This window comes from Rhodococcus sp. LW-XY12 (genome assembly GCF_019317345.1).
Classification (GTDB): domain Bacteria; phylum Actinomycetota; class Actinomycetes; order Mycobacteriales; family Mycobacteriaceae; genus Rhodococcus; species Rhodococcus pyridinivorans.
Genome location: NZ_CP079225.1, coordinates 2,046,515 through 2,067,697 on the forward strand (window position 1 = coordinate 2,046,515; position 21,183 = coordinate 2,067,697).

The 21,183-nt window shown below is 68.4% G+C and carries 18 protein-coding genes; 15 read left to right on the forward strand and 3 right to left on the reverse strand.

Features of this window, described 5'->3' with window-relative positions; all coding sequences use genetic code 11:
• Positions 1 to 164 precede the first annotated feature (164 nt).
• From KXC42_RS09660 to KXC42_RS09690, 7 genes are all read left to right on the forward strand, one after another.
• Complete coding sequence (locus KXC42_RS09660; RefSeq protein WP_033096524.1) at positions 165 to 2,450, forward strand: polyribonucleotide nucleotidyltransferase; 2,286 nt, start codon at positions 165 to 167, stop codon at positions 2,448 to 2,450.
• A 204-nt stretch (positions 2,451 to 2,654) separates the two neighbouring features.
• Positions 2,655 to 3,890 (forward strand): NarK/NasA family nitrate transporter, encoded by a 1,236-nt coding sequence (locus KXC42_RS09665; protein ID WP_019289150.1) that lies wholly within the window; start codon positions 2,655 to 2,657, stop codon positions 3,888 to 3,890.
• Entirely contained in the window at positions 3,887 to 7,582 is a 3,696-nt protein-coding gene (locus tag KXC42_RS09670; protein ID WP_006551260.1) for a nitrate reductase subunit alpha, read from the forward strand. Before KXC42_RS09665 ends, KXC42_RS09670 begins: the two co-directional genes overlap by 4 nt.
• Positions 7,583 to 7,607: 25 nt before the next feature.
• Positions 7,608 to 9,278, forward strand: coding sequence for a nitrate reductase subunit beta (gene narH / locus KXC42_RS09675; protein WP_006551259.1), 1,671 nt, complete (start codon positions 7,608 to 7,610; stop codon positions 9,276 to 9,278).
• Positions 9,275 to 9,940, forward strand: a complete 666-nt coding sequence (gene narJ, locus KXC42_RS09680; protein ID WP_006551258.1) for a nitrate reductase molybdenum cofactor assembly chaperone — start codon at positions 9,275 to 9,277, stop codon at positions 9,938 to 9,940. The genes narH and narJ overlap by 4 nt, the downstream gene beginning before the upstream one ends.
• Positions 9,937 to 10,668: a respiratory nitrate reductase subunit gamma gene (narI, locus tag KXC42_RS09685; RefSeq protein WP_006551257.1), complete on the forward strand. Its 732-nt coding sequence runs from the start codon at positions 9,937 to 9,939 to the stop codon at positions 10,666 to 10,668. Before narJ ends, narI begins: the two co-directional genes overlap by 4 nt.
• Before the next feature lie 84 nt (positions 10,669 to 10,752).
• Complete coding sequence (locus KXC42_RS09690) at positions 10,753 to 12,090, forward strand: pitrilysin family protein (protein ID WP_219130253.1); 1,338 nt, start codon at positions 10,753 to 10,755, stop codon at positions 12,088 to 12,090.
• On the opposite strand, the gene zapE is transcribed toward KXC42_RS09690, so the two are convergent.
• The gene (zapE, locus tag KXC42_RS09695; protein ID WP_306838626.1) at positions 12,039 to 13,118 is read right to left on the reverse strand and encodes a cell division protein ZapE; all 1,080 of its coding nucleotides are present in this window, start codon (positions 13,116 to 13,118) and stop codon (positions 12,039 to 12,041) included. The genes KXC42_RS09690 and zapE overlap by 52 nt on opposite strands.
• A 23-nt stretch (positions 13,119 to 13,141) precedes the next feature.
• On the opposite strand from zapE, the gene KXC42_RS09700 reads away from it, so the two are divergent.
• The 4 genes from KXC42_RS09700 (at position 13,142) to KXC42_RS09715 (ending at position 15,629) form a co-directional block, all read left to right on the forward strand.
• Positions 13,142 to 13,744: a TetR/AcrR family transcriptional regulator gene (locus KXC42_RS09700; protein ID WP_006551254.1), complete on the forward strand. Its 603-nt coding sequence runs from the start codon at positions 13,142 to 13,144 to the stop codon at positions 13,742 to 13,744.
• Positions 13,745 to 13,829: 85 nt separating this feature from the next.
• Entirely contained in the window at positions 13,830 to 14,585 is a 756-nt protein-coding gene (dapB, locus tag KXC42_RS09705) for a 4-hydroxy-tetrahydrodipicolinate reductase (protein ID WP_170318494.1), read from the forward strand.
• The gene (locus tag KXC42_RS09710; protein ID WP_006551252.1) at positions 14,582 to 15,061 is read left to right on the forward strand and encodes a hypothetical protein; all 480 of its coding nucleotides are present in this window, start codon (positions 14,582 to 14,584) and stop codon (positions 15,059 to 15,061) included. The genes dapB and KXC42_RS09710 overlap by 4 nt, the downstream gene beginning before the upstream one ends.
• A 64-nt stretch (positions 15,062 to 15,125) precedes the next feature.
• A complete protein-coding gene (locus KXC42_RS09715) occupies positions 15,126 to 15,629 on the forward strand; it encodes a flavodoxin family protein (protein ID WP_051424906.1) in 504 nt (167 codons plus the stop codon).
• A gap of 2 nt (positions 15,630 to 15,631) precedes the next feature.
• Here the strand turns inward: KXC42_RS09715 and KXC42_RS09720 are convergent, their stop codons facing one another.
• Positions 15,632 to 16,072: an SRPBCC family protein gene (locus tag KXC42_RS09720; protein WP_006551250.1), complete on the reverse strand. Its 441-nt coding sequence runs from the start codon at positions 16,070 to 16,072 to the stop codon at positions 15,632 to 15,634.
• 57 nt (positions 16,073 to 16,129) lie between these two features.
• Positions 16,130 to 16,729, reverse strand: a complete 600-nt coding sequence (locus KXC42_RS09725; protein WP_006551249.1) for a hypothetical protein — start codon at positions 16,727 to 16,729, stop codon at positions 16,130 to 16,132.
• A 143-nt stretch (positions 16,730 to 16,872) separates the two neighbouring features.
• On the opposite strand from KXC42_RS09725, the gene thyX reads away from it, so the two are divergent.
• The 4 genes from thyX (at position 16,873) to KXC42_RS09745 (ending at position 21,126) form a co-directional block, all read left to right on the forward strand.
• On the forward strand, positions 16,873 to 17,628 hold the full coding sequence (gene thyX / locus KXC42_RS09730; protein WP_024100675.1) for an FAD-dependent thymidylate synthase: 756 nt from the start codon (positions 16,873 to 16,875) through the stop codon (positions 17,626 to 17,628).
• Positions 17,629 to 17,711: 83 nt separating this feature from the next.
• Positions 17,712 to 18,617, forward strand: a complete 906-nt coding sequence (dapA, locus tag KXC42_RS09735) for a 4-hydroxy-tetrahydrodipicolinate synthase (protein WP_006551247.1) — start codon at positions 17,712 to 17,714, stop codon at positions 18,615 to 18,617.
• On the forward strand, positions 18,617 to 20,422 hold the full coding sequence (locus KXC42_RS09740) for a ribonuclease J (protein ID WP_071934817.1): 1,806 nt from the start codon (positions 18,617 to 18,619) through the stop codon (positions 20,420 to 20,422). The genes dapA and KXC42_RS09740 overlap by 1 nt, the downstream gene beginning before the upstream one ends.
• 77 nt (positions 20,423 to 20,499) lie before the next feature.
• On the forward strand, positions 20,500 to 21,126 hold the full coding sequence (locus KXC42_RS09745; protein WP_219130254.1) for a TIGR03085 family metal-binding protein: 627 nt from the start codon (positions 20,500 to 20,502) through the stop codon (positions 21,124 to 21,126).
• The last annotated feature ends 57 nt before the right edge of the window (positions 21,127 to 21,183 follow it).

Sequence of the window (21,183 nt, forward strand, 5' to 3'; positions counted from 1 at the left end):
GTCCTCGGTAGTGACCTTCCGGTCCCGTCGGGTGTCGTATCCCGAATCCGCCGGAGGGTTTCGATCGACGACCGCCTCCGTGAGTCGGTGCGCAGCCGTGGCCACGGGGGTCGCGGCGCCCGCGCGGGTACGGCGAAGACGAAGAGGGAAGAGAAGACATACAGATGACAAGCACTACCGCAGTCGAGATCGACGAAGGGGTCTACGAGACCACCGCAACGCTCGACAACGGTGCCTACGGCACCCGCACCATCCGTTTCGAGACCGGCCGCCTCGCACGCCAGGCCGCCGGTTCGGTCGTCGCCTATCTCGACGACGAGACCATGCTGCTCTCGGCCACCAGCGCCTCGAAGCAGCCCAAGGACCAGTTCGACTTCTTCCCGTTGACGGTGGACGTCGAGGAGCGCATGTACGCTGCGGGTCGCATCCCCGGCTCGTTCTTCCGTCGTGAGGGACGCCCCTCCACCGACGCGATCCTGACCTGCCGTCTGATCGACCGGCCGCTGCGCCCGTCCTTCGTCGACGGTCTGCGCAACGAGATCCAGGTCGTCGTCACGGTTCTGAGCCTGAACCCGAACGACCTCTACGACGTCGTCGCGATCAACGCCGCGTCGGCCTCCACCCAGCTCGCCGGCCTGCCGTTCTCCGGCCCGGTCGGTGGCGTGCGTGTCGCGCTCATCGTCTCCGACGACAACAAGTCGGGCCAGTGGGTCGCGTTCCCGACCGTCGAGCAGCTCGAGAACGCCGTCTTCGACATGGTCGTCGCCGGTCGCATCGTCGGTGGGGGAGACAACCCCGACACCGCGGACGTCGCGATCATGATGGTCGAGGCCGAGGCGACCGAGAACGTCATCGCGCTCGTCGACGGTGGCGCCCAGGCGCCCACCGAGTCCGTCGTGGCCGAGGGCCTCGAGGCGGCGAAGCCGTTCATCGCCCGCCTGTGCATCGCGCAGCAGCAGCTCGCCGCCGCCTCCGCGAAGCCCACCGGTGAGTTCCCGCTGTTCCCGCCCTACCAGGACGACGTCTACACCGCGGTCGAGTCCGCCGCGTCGGAGAAGCTCGCCGAGGCGCTCACCATCGCCGGCAAGCAGGAGCGCGACGACCGCACCGACGAGATCAAGGTCGAGGTGCTCGAGCAGGTCGCTCCGAACTTCGAGGGTCGCGAGAAGGAGATCGGCGCTGCCTTCCGCTCATTGACCAAGAAGCTCGTGCGCCAGCGCATCCTGCGCGACCAGTTCCGCATCGACGGCCGCGGTGTCACCGACATCCGTGCCCTCTCCGCCGAGGTCGCGGTCGTTCCCCGCGCCCACGGTTCGGCGCTGTTCGAGCGCGGCGAGACCCAGATCATGGGTGTCACCACGCTCGACATGGTGAAGATGGCGCAGCAGGTCGACTCGCTCGGTCCCGAGACCAGCAAGCGCTACATGCACCACTACAACTTTCCGCCGTACTCCACCGGTGAGACCGGTCGTGTCGGCTCGCCGAAGCGTCGCGAGATCGGCCACGGTGCCCTCGCAGAGCGCGCGCTCATCCCGGTTCTGCCGAGCCAGGAGGAGTTCCCCTACGCCATCCGTCAGGTCTCCGAGGCCCTCGGCTCGAACGGCTCGACGTCCATGGGTTCGGTCTGCGCCTCGACGCTGTCGATGCTCAACGCCGGTGTGCCGCTCAAGGCCCCGGTCGCCGGTATCGCCATGGGCCTGGTCTCCGACGAGGTCGAGCTCGAGGACGGCACCCGCGAGACCCGCTACGTCGCCCTCACCGACATCCTCGGTGCGGAGGATGCGTTCGGCGACATGGACTTCAAGGTCGCCGGCACGAAGGACTTCGTGACCGCCCTGCAGCTCGACACCAAACTCGACGGTATCCCGTCGCAGGTCCTCGCCGGTGCGCTCTCGCAGGCCCACGATGCCCGCGCCACGATCCTCGAGGTCATGGCCGAGGCCATCGACACGCCCGACGAGATGAGCGAATTCGCTCCGCGAATCACCACCATCAAGGTCCCGGTGGACAAGATCGGTGAGGTCATCGGCCCCAAGGGCAAGATGATCAACTCGATCACCGAGGAGACCGGCGCCAACATCTCCATCGAAGATGACGGCACCGTCTACGTCGGTGCAGCGGACGGCCCGTCCGCGCAGGCCGCGATCGACAAGATCAACGCCATCGCCAACCCGCAGCTGCCGAAGGTCGGCGAGCGCTTCCTCGGCACCGTGGTCAAGACCACGGCGTTCGGAGCGTTCGTCTCCCTGCTCCCCGGCCGCGACGGCCTGGTGCACATCAGCAAGCTCGGCAACGGCAAGCGCATCGCCAAGGTCGAGGACGTCGTGAACGTCGGTTCGAAGATCCGCGTCGAGATCGCCGACATCGACAACCGCGGCAAGATCAGCCTCGTCCCCGTCGAGGACGAGTCGGCCGAGGCCGCTGCGACCGGCGAGAACGCCGAGTCCTGATCACCCCACCCGCCTGCCGGTTCCCGGTGGGCGCGTGAACCCCGCACCCGTGGCGCCCGACATCCGGTCGGGCACCACGGGTGCGGCGTTTCCGGCAGACCATGGTTACCAGGGTGCAACGGCCGGATGTCATCCGGGTGAGGTTCCGCCGAACCGGGTCCGGACCGCGCCCGGGAATGGTTCCCTGAGTATGTGAGAACGGGCATGCAGGCGGATCTCGGGAGGTTGCGCGGAGCGAATCTGGCTCTGGCAACCTGGGTGTCCGCCATCAACTTCTGGGCCTGGAACATGATCGGGCCGCTGTCGACGACCTACGCCACCGACATGTCGCTCAGCAGCACGGAAGCGTCGATGCTGGTGGCCACGCCGATCCTCGTGGGCTCCCTCGGCCGCATCGCGGTCGGGGCGATGACGGACCGGTACGGCGGACGGGCGATGTTCATCGCCGTCTCGCTGTCGTCGATCGTTCCCGTCGTCGCGGTCGGATTCGCCGCCGAGGCCGGCTCCTATCCGCTGCTCCTGGTCTGCGGGTTCTTCCTCGGCATCGCCGGCACGATCTTCGCGGTCGGGATCCCGTTCGCCAACAACTGGTACGAACCCGCCCGCCGCGGCTTCGCGACCGGCGTGTTCGGGGCGGGCATGGTGGGCACGGCCCTGTCGGCCTTCTTCACCCCGCGTTTCGTGAACTGGTTCGGGCTGGTGCCCACCCACATCGTCGTGGCGGCCGCCCTCGCCGTGACCGCCGTGGTGTGCATCCTGGTGATGCGCAATGCTCCCGATTTCCGTCCCAACACCGACCCGGTGCTGCCCAAACTGACAGCCGCAGCGAAACTCGGTGTGACCTGGGAGATGTCGTTCCTGTACGCGGTCGTGTTCGGCGGATTCGTGGCGTTCAGCAACTATCTGCCCACCTACATCAAGACGATCTACGGCTTCTCCGCCGTCGACGCCGGTACGCGCACGGCGGGTTTCGCGCTCGCCGCCGTCCTCGCCCGGCCCGTGGGCGGAGCGCTGTCGGACCGGGTGCCGCCGAAATACGTGGTCCTGGCCTCGTTCACCGGCACCGCCGTGATGGCGGTGATCGCGACCTTCCAGCCCCCGCCCGACCTGTGGTCGGCGCTGACGTTCATCACAATGGCGATCTTCCTCGGCATCGGCACCGGCGGTGTGTTCGCGTGGGTGGCGCGCCGCGCCCCGGCGCACACAGTGGGCAGTGTCACCGGCATCGTCGCCGCTGCCGGTGGGCTCGGCGGCTACTTCCCGCCACTGGTGATGGGCGCGACCTACGACGCCGAAGGCAACGACTACACCGTCGGTCTGCTCCTGCTCGCGGCGACGGCACTGGTGTGCCTGTTCTACACCGCATTTCGGCTGCACGCCCATGAACCGCCCCCTGTCGCACGATCCGGAACCCGCGACGTACGTGAGGAGAAGCCGTGACGGACACCGCCGGAGTCGGGAACCGGATCGAGGAACTGCTCGTGCGCAGCGGACGGTTCTTCACCTCCGGCGAGCAGTCCGACGACACACGCACGGTCACGCGGCGCGGTGGCCGCGAGGGCGACATCTTCTACCGGGACCGCTGGAGCCACGACAAGGTCGTCCGCTCGACCCACGGGGTGAACTGCACCGGCTCGTGCTCGTGGAAGATCTACGTCAAGGACGGCATCATCACCTGGGAGACCCAGGAAACCGACTATCCGACAGTCGGTCCCGACCGTCCTGAGTACGAACCGCGCGGATGCCCGCGCGGCGCGGCCTTCTCCTGGTACACCTACTCGCCGACGCGCGTGCGCTATCCGTACGCGCGCGGGCTGCTCGTCGAGATGTACCGGGAGGCGCGGCAGCGACTCGGCGATCCGGTGCTCGCCTGGGCCGACGTCCAGAACGATCCCGAACGGCGCCGCCGCTACCAGCGTGCCCGCGGCAAGGGCGGACTGGTGCGCGTCACGTGGGCCGAGGCCACCGAGATGATCGCCGCCGCGCACGTCCACACCATCAAGGAGTACGGACCCGACCGGGTGGCCGGCTTCTCGCCGATCCCCGCCATGTCGATGGTCTCCTTCGCCGCCGGATCCCGGTTCGTCGAACTGCTCGGCGGCGTGATGACGTCGTTCTACGACTGGTACGCCGACCTACCGGTGGCGTCGCCGCAGGTCTTCGGCGATCAGACCGACGTACCCGAGTCCGGGGACTGGTGGGACGCCTCCTACCTGATGATGTGGGGTTCGAACGTGCCCGTCACCCGCACCCCGGACGCGCACTGGATGACGGAGGTCCGCTACCGCGGCACCAAGGTCGTCTCGGTGAGTCCGGACTACGCCGACAACACCAAGTTCGCCGACGAGTGGATGGCGTGCGCGGCCGGTACCGACGGTGCCCTGGCGATGGCGATGGGCCACGTGCTCCTCACCGAGTTCTATGTGCGGCAGCGCGTGCCGTTCTTCGTCGACTACGTGCGCCGGTACACCGACCTGCCCTTCCTCGTGCGGGTCGAGGAACGCGACGGAAGGCTCGTGCCGGGCAAGAACCTCACCGCCGCCGATCTCGGGCACAGCGTCGAGAACGCGGCCTTCAAACCGGTCTTCGTCGACGGTGCGACCGACACCGTCGTCGTACCCCCGGGCTCCCTCGGCTTCCGCTACGGCGACGACGGCATCGGAAAGTGGAATCTCGAACTCGGCGACCTCGTCCCGACATTGACGGTCGCACCCGGCGGCGGGGGAGCGGGCGAGACCGCGGCGGTGTACCTGCCGAGCTTCGACACCGTCGACGGGCACGGTGAAAGCATCGAACGGGGCGTGCCGGTCCGTCGGATCGGGGACCACCTCGTGTGCACCGTCTTCGACCTGATGCTCGCGCAGTACGGGGTGAACCGTCCGGAGCTCGACTTGCCCGGGCAGTGGCCGAGCGGGTACGACGACCCGGGCTCGCCGTACACCCCGGCCTGGCAGGAGGCCCTCACCGGAGTGCCCGCGGCCCAGGCGATCCGGATCGCGACGGAGTTCGCCCGCAACGCCGAGGAGTCGGGCGGGCGTTCGATGATCATCATGGGGGCCGGCATCTGCCAGTGGTTCCACGGCGACGCGACCTATCGCGCCGTACTTGCGCTGCTCATGCTCACCGGCTGCATGGGACGCAACGGAGGCGGGTGGGCGCACTACGTCGGCCAGGAGAAGTGCCGTCCCGTCACGGGATGGGCGGCCATGGCGATGGGGACGGACTGGTCTCGCCCACCTCGCCAGATGGCCGGCACTTCCTACTGGTACGTGCACACCGACCAGTGGCGCTACGACGGTTACCGTGCCGACGCGCTGGCCAGTCCGCTGGGACGAGGTCGTTTCCGCGACAAGCACACGATGGACGTCATGGCGTCCGCGGTCGCCATGGGCTGGACACCCTTCTATCCCCAGTTCGACCGCAACACCCACGAGATTGCCGAACAGGCACGGGCGGCGGGACGGGAGATCCCGCAGCACGTCGCGCAGCAACTCGCCTCGGGTGAACTGAAACTGTCGGTGACCGACCCCGACGACCCGCGGAACTGGCCGCGCGTGCTCAGCGTGTGGCGGTCGAACCTGCTCGGCTCGTCCAGCAAGGGCAACGAGTATTTCCTGCGGCACCTGCTCGGCACCGATTCCAACGTGCAGGCCGAGCCGACCGCCCCCGGCCTGCGGCCCGGTGAGGTGGCGTGGCCCGACGACCTGCCCGAAGGAAAACTCGACCTGCTCATGTCGATCGACTTCCGCATGACCTCGACAACATTGTTCTCCGACATCGTCCTGCCCGCCGCGACCTGGTACGAGAAGGGCGACCTGTCGAGCACCGACATGCACCCCTACATCCACGCCTTCACCGCAGCGGTCGATCCGCCCTGGGAAACCCGTTCGGACTACGACGCTTTCGGCGCCATCGCGCAGACCTTCAGCACCCTCGCCCGGACCCACCTGGGAACCCGCACCGACATCGTGATGGGGACACTGCAGCACGACACGCCCGCAGCGATGGCGTATCCGTCCGGCACCGAGCGGGACTGGCGCTCGACCGGCGAGGTGCCGGTTCCGGGGAGGACGATGGGTCCGCTCACCGTCGTCGAACGGGACTACGGTGCGATCGCGGAGAAGTGGGCGACGCTCGGTCCGCTCGTCGAGTCCCTCGGGTTGAACACCAAGGGCGTCGTGACCCGGCCGGACCGTGAGGTCGCCGAACTGGCACAGAGATTCGGCGTGATGGATTCCGGTGCCGGACAGGGACGTCCGGCGATCACCACCGCCGAACGCATGGCCGACACGATCCTCGCGCTGTCGGGCACGTCCAACGGCAGGCTCGCCGTCGAGGGTTTCCGTGAACTGGAGAAACGCACCGGACGGCGACTCGTGCACCTCGCGGAGGGCAGCGAGGAACGGCGGATCACCTACGCCGACACCCAGGCCCGTCCCGTACCGGTCATCACGAGCCCGGAATGGTCGGGGAGCGAAACGGGAGGTCGCCGGTACGCGCCGTTCACGATGAACATCGAGGAGCTGAAACCGTTCCACACGTTGACGGGCCGGATGCACTTCTACGTCGACCACGACTGGCTCGAAGAGCTCGGGGAGCAGCTCCCGGTCTACCGGCCCCCACTCGACATGTCGCGGTTGTTCGGCGAGCAGGCGGTCGGCTCCGGCGACGGTGTCGGTCTGACGGTGAGATACCTGACCCCGCACTCGAAGTGGTCGATCCACTCGGAATATCAGGACAACCTGTTCATGCTGTCGCTGTCCCGGGGCGGGCCGACGATGTGGATGTCGCCGGCCGACGCCGCAAAGATCTCGGTGAGCGACAACGACTGGGTCGAGGCCGTCAACCGCAACGGTGTCGTGGTGTGCCGGGCGATCGTCTCGCACCGGATGCCCGAAGGGGTGGTGTTCGTCTACCACGCCCAGGACCGCGTCATCGACGTCCCGCGCAGCGAGACCACCGGACGCCGCGGCGGCATCCACAATTCGCTGACCCGCATCCTCATCAAGCCGAGCCACCTGGCCGGTGGATACGCGCAGACGGCCTACGCGTTCAACTATCTCGGCCCGACGGGCAACCAGCGCGACGAGGTGACGATCGTGCGTCGCCGATCCCAGGAGGTCGTCTACTGATGCGTGAGCAGGAAGCGAGGCGATCGTGAAGGTCATGGCACAACTCGCGATGGTGATGAACCTCGACAAGTGCATTGGATGCCACACCTGCTCGGTGACCTGCAAACAGGCGTGGACCAACCGGTCGGGCACCGAGTACGTGTGGTTCAACAACGTCGAAACCCGCCCGGGCCAGGGCTATCCGCGCACCTACGAGGACCAGGAACGCTGGCGCGGTGGCTGGGTCCGGGATACCAAGGGACGGCTGCGTCTCCGCGACGGTGGACGCCTCGCGAAACTCGCCCGCATCTTCTCGAACCCGAAGATGCCGTCGATCCACGACTACTACGAACCGTGGACCTACGACTACGACAACCTGACGAACGCCCCGCTCGGCGACCACGTCCCGGTGGCCTCGCCGCGCAGCCTCATCTCCGGTGAACCGATGAAGGTGGAATGGTCGGCGAACTGGGACGACAACCTCGGTGGCTCACCGGCGATCGTGCCCGACGACCCGATCCTGAAGAAGGTCGGCGACCGGATCAAGCTCGAGTTCGAGCAGACCTTCATGTTCTACCTGCCGCGGATCTGCGAGCACTGCCTCAACCCGTCGTGTGTGGCGTCGTGTCCGTCCGGCGCGATGTACAAGCGGTCGGAGGACGGCATCGTCCTCGTCGACCAGGACCGGTGCCGCGGCTGGCGGATGTGCGTGTCCGGATGCCCGTACAAGAAGGTGTACTTCAACCACAAGACCGGGAAGGCCGAGAAGTGCACCTTCTGCTACCCGCGGGTCGAGGTGGGGCTGCCGACCGTGTGTTCGGAGACATGCGTGGGCAGGCTCCGGTACATCGGTCTGGTCCTCTACGACGTCGATCGGGTCCTGGAGGCGGCATCGGTGGAGAACGACACCGACCTGTACGAGGCGCAACGCGGCCTGCTGCTCGACCCCCGTGACCCCGAGGTGATCGCCGGCGCCCGCGCCGAGGGCATCTCCGACGAGTGGATCGAGGCCGCGCAACGGTCCCCGGTCTACGACCTAATCAGCACGTACCGGGTCGCGTTGCCGCTGCATCCGGAATACCGGACGATGCCGATGGTCTGGTACGTGCCACCGCTGTCACCGGTCGTCGACGCCGTCAGCCGGGAGGGACACGACGGCGAGGACATCGGCAACCTGTTCGGCGCCCTCGACGCCCTGCGCATCCCCATCGCGTACCTCGCGGAACTGTTCACCGCCGGGGACACCGCGACGGTCGAGGCGGTGTTGCGACGACTCGCCGCGATGCGCTCCTACATGCGCGACATCAATCTCGGCCGCGAGACCCGCCCCGAGATCCCCGAGGCCGTCGGCATGACCGAGGAACGGATCTACGAGATGTACCGGCTCCTCGCGCTCGCCAAGTACGACGAGCGGTACGTCATCCCGACCGCCTACGCGGCCGAAGGGCATCGGCTCGAGGAGTCGGCGACGGACTGCGCGCTGTCCTACGAAGGTGGCCCCGGCATGTACGAGTCGGGTCCGTTCGGGGAGGCCAGCGGCGTCCCGGTCCCGGTGGCGGTCGAGACCTTCCACGCCCTCGCACAGCGGCAGACCAGTGATGGGATGGCGGCGAACGCGTCGAACCCGTCGCGGGTGAACCTCCTGAACTGGGACGGCAAGGGCGTACCGACGGGCATGTTCCCGGGCGGTCACGACACGAGGGGGGAGAAGCAATGAGACTGCTGCGTCCACGGCGCGCCGGCGTCGATCGCGCCCTGCACCGTCGCCTCGTCCGTCAGGCCGCGTCGCTGCTGCTCGCCTATCCCGACGCCGGACACGCCGGACGGCTGGACGTCGCCGGGCAGCTCGTCGACCACATCACCGGTCCCGAGCAGGACATGCTGGGGACGGCGATCCGCGCACTGGACGAACCGGATCTGCTCGTCCTGGCCCAGCGGTACGTCGAGACCTTCGACCTGCGGCGACGCTCGACGATGTACCTGACCTACTGGACCGCGGGCGACACCCGGAATCGCGGCGCCGAGATGCACGCCTTCGCGAGTGCCTACCGCGCCGCGGGCGTCGAGCCGCCCGCCCACGAATCACCCGACCATCTGCCGGTCGTCCTCGAATTCGCGGCCACCGTGGATCCCGCCGCGGGCGAGGAACTCCTCACCCGGTATCGGGTGGCCCTCGACGTGCTGCACACCTCCCTGCACGAGGCCGGCTCGCCGTACGCGCAGGTCGTCGCAGCCGTGTGCGCGACGCTCCCGCCGGTCACCGACCGGGACGAGGAACGGGCCCGGCGCCTCGCGCAGGCGGGACCGCCCCGAGAGTCGATCGGTCTGCAGCCCTTCACCCTGACGGTGCCGCCCCGGCGAGGAGTTCCGGAATCATGAGTGCAGGAGAGATCTTCTGGGACGTGGTGCCGTACGTGACGCTCGCGATCGTCGCGGTGGGGACCTGGTGGCGGTACCGATACGACAAGTTCGGATGGACCACCCGTTCGTCCCAGCTGTACGAGGCGCGGTTGCTGCGCATCGCGAGCCCCATGTTCCACTTCGGGATCCTGGTCGTGATCGTCGGCCACGTCATCGGCCTGGTGATCCCGCAGTCGTGGACCGACGCCGTGGGATTGAGTCAGCACGCCTATCACGTGCAGGCCATCACGCTCGGCACGATCGCGGGTGTCTCGACGCTCGTCGGCATCTCCCTGCTCGTGTATCGCCGTCGCACCCGCGGTCCCGTCTTCAGCGCCACCACTCTCAACGACAAGGTCATGTATGTCGTGCTCGTCGCCGCGATCGTGGCGGGTCTCGCCACCACGCTGATGGGGTCGGGTGTCGTGGGCGAGGAACACAACTACCGGGAGACCGTCTCGCCGTGGTTCCGGTCGATCTGGGTCCTGCAACCCCGCGGCGACCTGATGGTGGAGGCGCCGTTCAGCTTCCAGCTGCACGCGCTGATCGGCCTCGTGCTCTTCGCGATATGGCCGTTCACCCGCCTAGTCCACGCCTTCAGTGCCCCCGTCGGATACCTGTTCCGGCCGTACATCGTCTACCGCAGCCGCGAGGAGGCACGTCCCGGCCGGCTCGTGGGTTCGCAACCGCAACGACGGGGGTGGTGAGCGCGACCGATGGTGGGGGACAGTCCCGGTGTACTGTGAAATGTTCCGCGCCCTCCGACCTTGTCAGGACCACCGAAGATCCCCATGGCTTCCAGTTCCCACGTGAAGAACGACGCTTCGACCCCCGCACCCGTCGCGGCCACCGGCGTCCGCCGCTCGGTCCTTCCCGGGGGAGTGCGGGTCGTCACCGAGCACGTCCCGGGAGTGCGCTCGGCGGCCGTCGGCGTGTGGGTCGGTGTCGGATCCCGCGACGAACAACCGTCGGTCGCAGGCGCCGCCCACTTCCTCGAGCACCTGCTGTTCAAGGCGACCCCGACGCGTACCGCTCTCGACATCGCCGAGACGATGGACGGGATCGGGGGAGAGCTCAACGCGTTCACCAGCAAGGAACACACCTGCTTCTACGCGCACGTCCTCGACGACGACCTGCCGATCGCCGTCGACGTCGTCGCCGACGTCGTCCTGCGCGGCCGGTGCCTGAGCGCGGACGTCGACGTCGAGCGTCAGGTGGTGCTCGAGGAGATCGCGATGCGCGACGACGATCCGGAGGATCTGCTCGGCGACTCGCTGCTCACCGCGCTGTACGGCGATCACCCCATCGGCCGGCCGATCATCGGATCCGTCGAGTCGATCGAGTCCATGACCCGGACCCAGCTGCACTCGTTCCATGTGCGCCGCTACACCTCGCCGCGGATGGTCGTCGCGGTCGCCGGCAACGTCGACCACGCGCACACAGTCGAACTGGTCCGCCGCGCCTTCGCCGGTCACCTGGACGACGCGGCCACCCCTGCGCCCTGCCGCGACGGACGGCTCGAACTGCGCACTGCGCCGACGATGAGCATCGTCGAGCGCGACAACGAGCAGGCGCACCTGACGCTCGGCGTGCGGTCCTTCGGTCGGCACGACGGGCGTCGCTGGGCGCTGTCGGTGCTCAACGCAGCCGTCGGCGGTGGGCTGAGTTCGCGCCTGTTCCAGGAGGTGCGCGAGAAGCGGGGTCTGGCCTACTCGGTGTACTCCGGCACCGACACCTTCGCCGACACCGGCGCCTTCTCCGTGTACGCGGGCTGCCAGCCCGACAATCTCGGTGAGGTCGCCGCGGTGGTCCGTGAGGTGCTCACCGACGTGGCCGAACACGGCATCACCGACGCGGAATGCGCTCGCGCAAAGGGGTCGCTGCGCGGCGGTCTCGTGCTCGGACTCGAGGACACCGGGGCGCGCATGCACCGGATCGGCCGCAGCGAACTGAGCTACGGGCAGCACTGGGGCATCACTGAGACCCTCGAACGCATCTCGTCGGTGTCCACCGAGGAGGTGCGCAGCGTGGCAGCCGACCTGCTGCACCGGCCGTTCGCGGTCGCCGTCGCCGGCCCCTACCGGCGCACGCGTGATCTTCCGGCGTCGGTGCGCGCGCTCGTGTCCTGAATCGTCCTCAGCTGAGCCAGTCGGCTCCGGAGGCGTCCGATGTCGTGCGCGACGGGTCCCACCGCGGCAGCGAGTTCCGACGCCGCGACCTCCGAGACGAACACGACCCGCACGTCGCGGTCGTGGAGCACATCCACGAGATTGGCGAACCGCTGCGCGGGTTCGCGACCCACGGTCGTCAGATCCGGGATCTTGTCGACGACCCAGAACAAGTGGTCCGCCGCGAGCGCCAGATAGTCGGCCGGAGCCGTGGGATGCCCGCAGAGATCGCGGAAATCGAACCAGAGACAGTCCTTCTCGGCCCGTAGGGCGCGGAGTGGACGCCCCGCCGGGCGCAGAACCCGATGTTCAACCGGTGCCGGCCGCTCGAGACCGAGCCGTCGTAGCTGCGGATCGGACGGGGAGACGGCCCAGATCCCCGATGCGAATCCCTTCGCATGGTCGGAGCCGAGCCGGTGGTCGCGCGGACCGTCCAGAGCGACGATGGTCGCGCTCCGCTCGACGAGCTCGATCGTCGGGACGAAGCCGTCGTGGAAGAGCGGGTTGGGGAGCAGGTCGCGTGGAGGATAGTTCGAGGTCAGGACGAGACGCGTGCGGCGAGCGAGCAGTGCGGGGAACAGCCGGGCGACGAACGTGCCGTCCGCCGGATCGTGGACGTGGAATTCGTCGAAGCACACGAGTTCGGCGCGGCCGATCAGGTGATCGAGTGCGGCGTCGAGATCGAAGCGGTGCCGTCGCAGCTCGACGTGCAGGTCGCGGAAGAACTCGTGGAAGTGGACGCGCAGCTTGTTCCGTCCGGGATAGGCCGAGAAGTACACGTCGGCGAGCCAGCTCTTGCCGCGTCCGGGTGGGCCCCACAGGTAGACGTTCGGGCGCTCGGGATGACACAGCTGTTCGACAGCGTCGTGTTGCGCGGGATCGAGCACGAACCCCCGGCTGCGCGAGGCGTCCTCGAAGACCGTGCGGGGGACGGGGTTCGACGAGGCGGTGTTCGGCGACATACGGCTTCTGCGTCGGCGCAACCTCACGGCCGTTACTCTATCATCGTAGAGTGACGACTTCACCCGAACGTCCCTCCCGGCGCACGGCCATCAGCGATGCCGCCCTCGAACTCGCCGCCCGCGGTGGCAACCACGCGGTGACGCACACGGGCGTCGACGTGCACCTCGGCCTGCCGAAGGGATCGACCTCCTACTACTTCCGCACCCGCCACGCGCTCGTCTCGGCTGCGATCACCCGCCTCGCCGAACGGTCGCGCGCGGATTTCGCCGCGCTGTTCGACGACACGACCGGCGACCCGAGCCCTCCTGCCGACCTGATCGCGCGCTATCTCGAACGCCTGCTCACTGTGCGTCGCACCGATGTGCTGGCCCGCTACGCGCTCGCGCCCGACGCGCGCCTCGAACCGGAGGCTGCCGAGGCGCTCGCGGCCTGCATGTTCTCGATCTCCGCGGCCACCGCTCTCGTGCGGGAGCTCGGTGCGCCGGACCCCGAGACCGCGGGGCGCGATCTGGTGACCCTGCTCGAAGGAGTTCTGTTCGACCGCACCCGCGGCGCTCGTGCCCATACATCCTCGGATTCGGCCACGGCGTGCGTCGACGAGATCCGTTCGGCGGTCGCTCTGTGGCTCGACGCGCTCTGCGCGCAGCAGTAGGTGGCGTTCGACCCGCTCGGGACGTCTACGGGTGGTTGCGTAGGATTTCCGGGGGAGACGGCAACGAAAGGGCGTGACGACGCAAGTGGATGCAACAAAGGTTCGGGTGGGTGTACTCGGTGCTGCAGGCAAGGTCGGCCAGGCGATCTGCGCCGCCGTCGACGCCGCGTCCGATCTCGAGCTCGTCGCCACCGTCGACAAGGGCGACAGCCTCGACGCCTTCGTGAACTCGCAGACCCAGGTGGTCGTCGACTTCACCCACCCCGACGTCGTCATGGACAACCTGCACTTCCTCGTCGAGAACGGCATCCACGCCGTTGTCGGAACCACCGGCTTCGACGACGAGCGCCTCGACCGGGTGCGGAGCTGGCTCGCGGATCGTCCCGAGGTGGGCGTGCTCATCGCGCCGAACTTCGCGATCGGTGCCGTGCTGTCGATGCGCTTCGCTCAGGCCGCCGCCCGGTTCTTCGATTCCGTCGAGGTGATCGAGCTGCACCATCCGAACAAGGCCGACGCCCCGTCCGGCACCGCCTACCGCACCGCCCGTCTGATCGCGCAGGCCCGCGCCGAGGCCGGTGTGGCTCCGAGCCCGGACGCCACCACCACCGAACTCGACGGTGCGCGCGGCGGTGACGTCGACGGTGTCCGCGTGCACTCCGTGCGTCTCGCCGGCCTCGTCGCTCACCAGGAGGTGCTGCTCGGCACCCAGGGCGAGACCCTCACCATTCGGCACGACTCGATCGACCGTTCCTCCTTCGCTCCCGGCGTGCTGCTCGGTGTGCGGGAGATCGGTAAGCGACCGGGTCTGACCGTCGGAATCGATCCCCTCCTCGACCTGTGAGAACCGGCTCGCTCAAGGTCCTCGTCCCCATTGCGTTCATCGTGGTGGCGCTGGGGTTCTACTTCGTTCTGCTCGGCTCCACCGGCCTGGAACTGGTCCGGTCCGGTGAGGTCGCGGCGATCGGTCTGGGGATCGGCATCCTCATTCTCCCGATCGTGGGAGCCTGGATCGTCTACGCGACCCTCCGCGCAGGGCTGCAGCATCAGCACCTCGCGCGGCGGATCCACGACGAAGGCCTCGAACTCGACATCGACGATCTGCCTCGCATGCCGTCGGGCCGGATCGAGCGGGACGCCGCCGACGAACTGTTCGCGACCGTGAAGCAGGAATGGGAAGCCGACCCCGACAACTGGCGCAACTCCTACCGGCTCGCACGCGCCTACGACTATGCGGGCGACCGCAGTCGTGCGCGGGAGACGATGCGCCGAGCCGTTGCGCTCGAGAAGCTCGAACGGGACGGCCAAGCCGGTTCCTGAACCGGCGAGCGGCTTTGACAACCTCGAGATGGTGCAGCAGCCTGCTGATGTGACGGACGAGGCTGTGGAAGACCGGGCAGGGGCGGGCGAGGCAGGGCGCGAGGACGGATCCCGCACAGTGCTGGTGGTGCATCACACCCCCTCGCCGCCGACTCGCGAGATCCTCGAAGCCGTCCTGGAGGGAGCGCGGGACCCGGAGATCACGGGTGTCACCGTCCGGGTGGTCCCCGCGCTGGGCGCCACGGTGCCCGATGTGCTGGCCGCCGACGGCTTCCTGTTCGGCACGACAGCCAATTTCGGTTACATGTCGGGTGCGCTCAAGCACTTCTTCGACACGGTCTACTACCCGTGTCTCGATGCCGTGGCCGGCCGTCCCTACGGTCTGTGGGTGCACGGGAACAACGACACCGCCGGCGCTGTGGCGTCGGTTCGGCGCTTGACCACCGGGTTGGGTCTCGTGCAGGCTGCTGCCGATCTCGAGATCACCGGACCGGTCGACGCGAAGGTACGCGAGCAGTGCTACGAGCTCGGCGCCATCGTCGCGGCGACCGCGGCCGGTGACATCTGACGTCAGCGGAAGTTCTTCTCCGTGAACGACTTGAGGCCCTTTCCGGCGGTTTCGAGGGCCATCTTCTCGGCGCGCCGCACGAGGAATCCGGGGATGGGGACCTTCGGATCGATGGTCAGTGAGAACTCGGCCGTCGTGCCGGATCCCTTGGCGGTGAGGGTGTAGGCGCCGTCCTGCTGGCGCTGCTGGCTGCTCTCCACCAGGGTCCACGACATCGACCCGTCGCCGTTCCAGGAGTACTCGACGACCTGCTCGTCGGTGATGCCGACGATCGAGACGGTCATCCGTACGCGGTGGGGTCGTCCGTCGGGGTGGGTGGACTCGACGGTGACGGACTTGTGGGTCGACGACCACTCGGGCAGGCGTTCGACCGCGGCGAGCGCGGCCATCACCTGCTCCGGGGTTGCGTCGATGTCGAAACTCCTGGTGCTGCTGACTGCCATGCGCCCTCCGCGTCGCCCGATTGTGTGCGTCGGCACTCTATCGTGCGGTGAGGTGCCTTACGCGTCGCTGCGCGGGTTCGTGTCGTCGGGGCCCGCAGTGTCGTTGCGGCCGGCGGCGTCGTCCGGGCCCGCGGTGTCGCTCGGGTCGGACGGCTGCGGCTCGGTGGGTGCGGGCGGGGTGGGCTTCGCCCAGCCACCCTGACGGCGCCATTCGTCGGCGCGGCGCTGATAGCGCATCTGCTCCCGTAGGGCGCCCTGTACCGCCTGCGCCATCCAGGAGTTGAGTGACACTCCGCTCTGCTGCGCCGCTTCCTCGGCCTTGGTCTTGATCTGTTCGACGAGGCGCAGGGTGACCCGGCTGATGTCGCCCGTCATCTCCTCGAAAGACGGCGTCGGATCCTCGTGCGGGGGAGCGGGTTCGCTGTGGACGGCGAGGACGGCATCGGTGCCGTCGAGGCGCACCGTGACGGTGCGGTCGCCGAGTTCGTCGCTGATCTCGTTGGCCATGTCGGACAGTGCTGCCAGGACCGCGAGGCGGACGGGTGCGGCGATGGCGGTCGCGAGGGCTGCGGCGGTGCGTCGGGTCTGCTCGTCGCCGAGTTCGGCTGCGGAGATCACGGAGTCCGTGATGGCGGACGTGTACTTGTCGATGTCCATGACGCCAGTGTGACGTCACCGATGATGTCACGCAAGGTGTCATCGTGATGTCATCGATCGTCGCAGGTCGAGGCGCGTTAGTGTGCGGACGGAAGAGACGGCGCGTCCGGAGGATGCGCGACGACCGAGGCGAGGAGGAGACGATGGCGCCCGAACCCGCCGTTCCGAAGGTCCGGCTCATCGCCACGACGGAGTTCCACGTCCCCGACGACGTCGACTGGGACACCGACGCCGAGGGCGGCGAAGCGCTCGTCGAGTTCGCCGGTCGCGCCTGCTACCAGAGCTGGTCCAAGCCCAACCCCCGCACCGCGACGAACGGCGGATATCTCCGTCACCTGCTCACCGTGGGGCACCTGTCCGTTCTCGAACACGCGACGGCGACCTTCTACATCACCGGCATCTCCCGTTCGTGCACGCACGAGCTGATCCGGCACCGGCACTTCTCGTTCTCGCAGCTGTCGCAGCGTTTCGTCGCCGACGGTGAGGTGCCCGTGGTGGTTCCGCCCGCGATTGCGGGCGATGCCGAACTCGAGGAGTTGTTCTTCGCGGCCGCGGAGCGCAGCCGCGAGGCGTATGTGGCGCTGTTGGCGGCGCTCGACGAGAAGCTCTCGCATCTTCCCGCCGGTCCGTTGCGCGCCAAGCAGGTCCGGGAGGCCGCCCGGGCGGTGCTCCCCAACGCCACGGAGACCCGCATCGTCGTCACCGGAAACTACCGATCGTGGCGTCACTTCGTCGCCATGCGCGCGACCGAACATGCCGACGTCGAGATCCGGCGTCTCGCCGTCGAATGTGTGCGTCAGCTCGCGGATGCCGCACCGAACGCGTTCTCGGACTTCGCGATCACGAAGCTGGCCGACGGCAGTGAGATCGCAGCTCCCACGCTTGCGACCGACCTCTGATCGACCGCTACACCGATCTGTGATCCGTCTTCGGGGGGCGGGCGTGTGTCGAGGCGGCCCTGCCACGCGGTAGCCTTCTGACCATGACCAACGGTGATTCCGCAACTGCTGTCGAGCTTCCGTTCGGCACCGTCGCCACAGCGATGGTGACCCCGTTCACTGCCGATGGCAAGCTCGACGTGGATGCGGGCGTGAGTCTGGCGAACTACCTCGTCGACGGTGGCTGTGACGCACTGGTTCTCGCCGGTACGACCGGCGAATCGCCCACGACGACCGAGAACGAGAAGATGGAGCTGATGCGGGCCGTGCTCGCATCCGTCGGCGACCGCGCCAAGATCATCGCCGGGGCCGGCAGCAACGACACCGCCCACAGCGTCGAGCTCGCCCGCGACGCCGCGCGAGCCGGTGCGCACGGCCTGCTCGTGGTGACCCCGTACTACTCGCGGCCCCCGCAGGCCGGCCTCTACGCCCACTTCGTCGCGGTGGCCGACGCGACCGATCTGCCGGTCATGCTCTACGACATCCCACCTCGATCCGTCGTGCCGATCGAGACCGACACACTGCGTCTGCTCGCCGAGCACCCGCGGATCGTCGCGGTGAAGGACGCCAAGGGCGATCTGAACGCGGGCGCCGAGCTGATCGGTACCACCGACCTGAAGTTCTACTCGGGCGACGACCCCCTGAACCTGCCGTGGCTGTCCGTCGGCGCCGTCGGATTCGTCAGCGTCATCGGCCATCTCGTGCCCGGTCGCCTGCGCGAGCTGCACACCGCTTTCGAAGCCGGCGATCTCGAGCTCGCCCGCCGCATCAATCTGTCGATGGTGCCCATCTATCGCGCCGTCGCTCGGCTGGGCGGCGTGAGCGCCTCGAAGGCCGGCCTGCGGCTGCTCGGCATCGACGTCGGAGAGCCTCGTCTGCCGCAGGTCGCCCCGGTGACCGCGCAGATCGACGCTCTCGCGGCGGATCTCCAGGCTGCGGGGGTGCTGTGATGAGCCGCCCCGCACGCGGCCGGGGCCGCGCCACCCGCAACGCCGGTCCGCCCGCCCGCGTTCCGCGGCGTGTCGCGCAGAACTCGGCGAACCCCCAGCGTCCGGACGCCCGCATCGTCGATCCCACCGAGCGATTGGGTCTGCCGCCGAAGGCTCCTCGCGACGGTCTGCGGGTCGTCGCGCTCGGCGGTATCGGCGAGATCGGCCGCAACATGACGGTCTTCGAGCACCAGGGCCGGCTGCTCGTCGTCGACTGCGGGGTGCTCTTTCCCGAGGACCAGCAGCCGGGCGTCGACCTGATCCTGCCCGACTTCCGGTACATCGAGGACCGGATGGACGACGTCGAGGCGATCGTCCTCACCCACGGCCACGAGGACCACATCGGTGCCGTGCCGTTCCTGCTGCGCCTGCGCCCCGACATCCCGGTCGTCGGGTCCAAGTTCACCCTGGCGCTCGTCGCGGCGAAGTGCCGCGAACACCGCCAGCGTCCCAACCTCGTCGAGGTCGTCGAGGGGCAGACCACCTCGCACGGTCCGTTCGAGTGCGAGTACTTCGCGGTCAACCACTCCATCCCGGACGCGATCGCCGTCGCGATCCGCACCGCTGCGGGCATCGTGCTGCACACCGGCGACATCAAGCTCGACCAGCTGCCGCTCGACAACCGTCTCACCGACCTCGCGGGCTTCTCCCGCCTCGGCGACGAGGGTGTCGACCTGTTCCTCGTCGACTCGACGAACGCCGAGGTCCCCGGCTTCGTCACACCGGAGCGCGAGATCGGCGGAGTGCTCGACACCGTCATCGGCAAGGCCGCCAACCGGGTGATCGTCGCGTCCTTCGCGAGCCACGTGCACCGCATCCAGCAGATCGTCGACGTCGCCGAGCGCTACAACCGGCGTGTGGCGTTCGTCGGCCGGTCGATGGTCCGCAACATGCAGATCGCGCAGGATCTGGGCTACCTGAACGTGCCCGACGGCCTCGAGGTCGACATCGACACCGCCGCGAGCCTGCCCGACGACCGGGTCGTGCTGGTCTCCACCGGTTCGCAGGGCGAACCGCTCTCGGCGCTGTCCCGGATGGCGCGCGGCGAGCACCGGCAGATCAACATCCGGGCCGACGACCTCGTCGTCCTCGCGTCGTCGCTGATCCCTGGCAACGAGAACTCCGTGTTCGCGGTCGTCAACGGCCTGGCCAAGCGCGGCGCGAAGGTCGTCACCCAGCAGAACGCGAAGGTGCACGTCTCCGGTCACGCGTCGGCCGGCGAGCTGCTGTATCTCTACAACGCGGTGCGACCCACCAACGCGATGCCCGTCCATGGCGAGTGGCGCCACCTGCGGGCGAACGCCGCACTGGCCGAGGCCACGGGTGTTCCCCGCGAGCGGATCGTGCTCGCGGAGGACGGTGTGGTCGTCGACATGGTCGACGGACTCGCGGACATCGTCGGGCGCGTCCCGGTCGGTCACGTCTACGTCGACGGCCTGTCGGTAGGCGACGTGGGCGAGTCCACGCTGTCCGATCGTCTCGTCCTCGGCGAGGGTGGTTTCATCTCCATCTCAGTCGCGGTCGACGCCGCGACCGGCCGTGCGGTGAGCACCCCGGAGGTCTCCGGTCGCGGTTTCTCCGACGACCCGGACGCACTCGACGAGGCGGCGCAGCTCGTCGACAAGGCGCTCAACGAACTCGCTGCCGAAGGGGTCACGGAGACCCATCGCATCGCCCAGGGCATCCGCCGGGTCGTCGGCCGCTGGGTCGCCGAGACCTATCGTCGTCGCCCGATGATCGTGCCCACGGTGATCCCGGTCTCCTGATTGCGGTCCGCGCGGGCCCGCCGAACACGCGGGCTCGCGCGATGGGCGAGGGCAGGAGTGATCGCTAGAGTGGCGGAATGAGCCTCGCCCGAAGCGAACGACATGCCCTCGTCCGCACCATGTCCGAGGTCGGACCCGACGCGCCGACGCTCTGCGGCGACTGGACGGTCCGGGATCTCGCCGCGCACCTGCTCGTCCGCGAGCGCCGCGTGGACGCGATGCCCGGCATCGTCGTCCCGGCCCTGGCCGATCACATGGAGAGGGTGCGACGCTCCGCCACCGACCGACAGTGGGCACACGTGCTCGCCGACGTCGATTCCGGCCCGCCGAAGTGGTCGCCGATGTTCCTGTTCGACGCCGTCGCCAACGCGGCGGAGATGTTCGTGCACCATGAGGACGTGCGCCGCGCGCAGCCCGGATGGGAGCCGCGGACGCTGTCGGCGGACGATCAGGACCAGCTTTGGCGCATCGCGCGGATGATCGGACGCAACAGCTACGGCGGATGCGACGTCACGGTGATCTTCGAGAGGTCCGGTTCCGGCGAGCGGGTCGCCCTGCGCAAGCGCGGTCCGCGCACCGTCGTGCTGCACGGCGAACCGTCCGAACTCGTGCTGCACGCCTTCGGCCGCGACCAGGTGCGGCTCGAGATCGAGGGCGACGAGTCGGCGGTCTCCGAACTGGCGGGATCGAAACGCGGCCTGTGAGCGCTCGCCCGGACGGCGTGTGACCAGTGCCGCCGACCGGTACCCGTGTTGCTGATG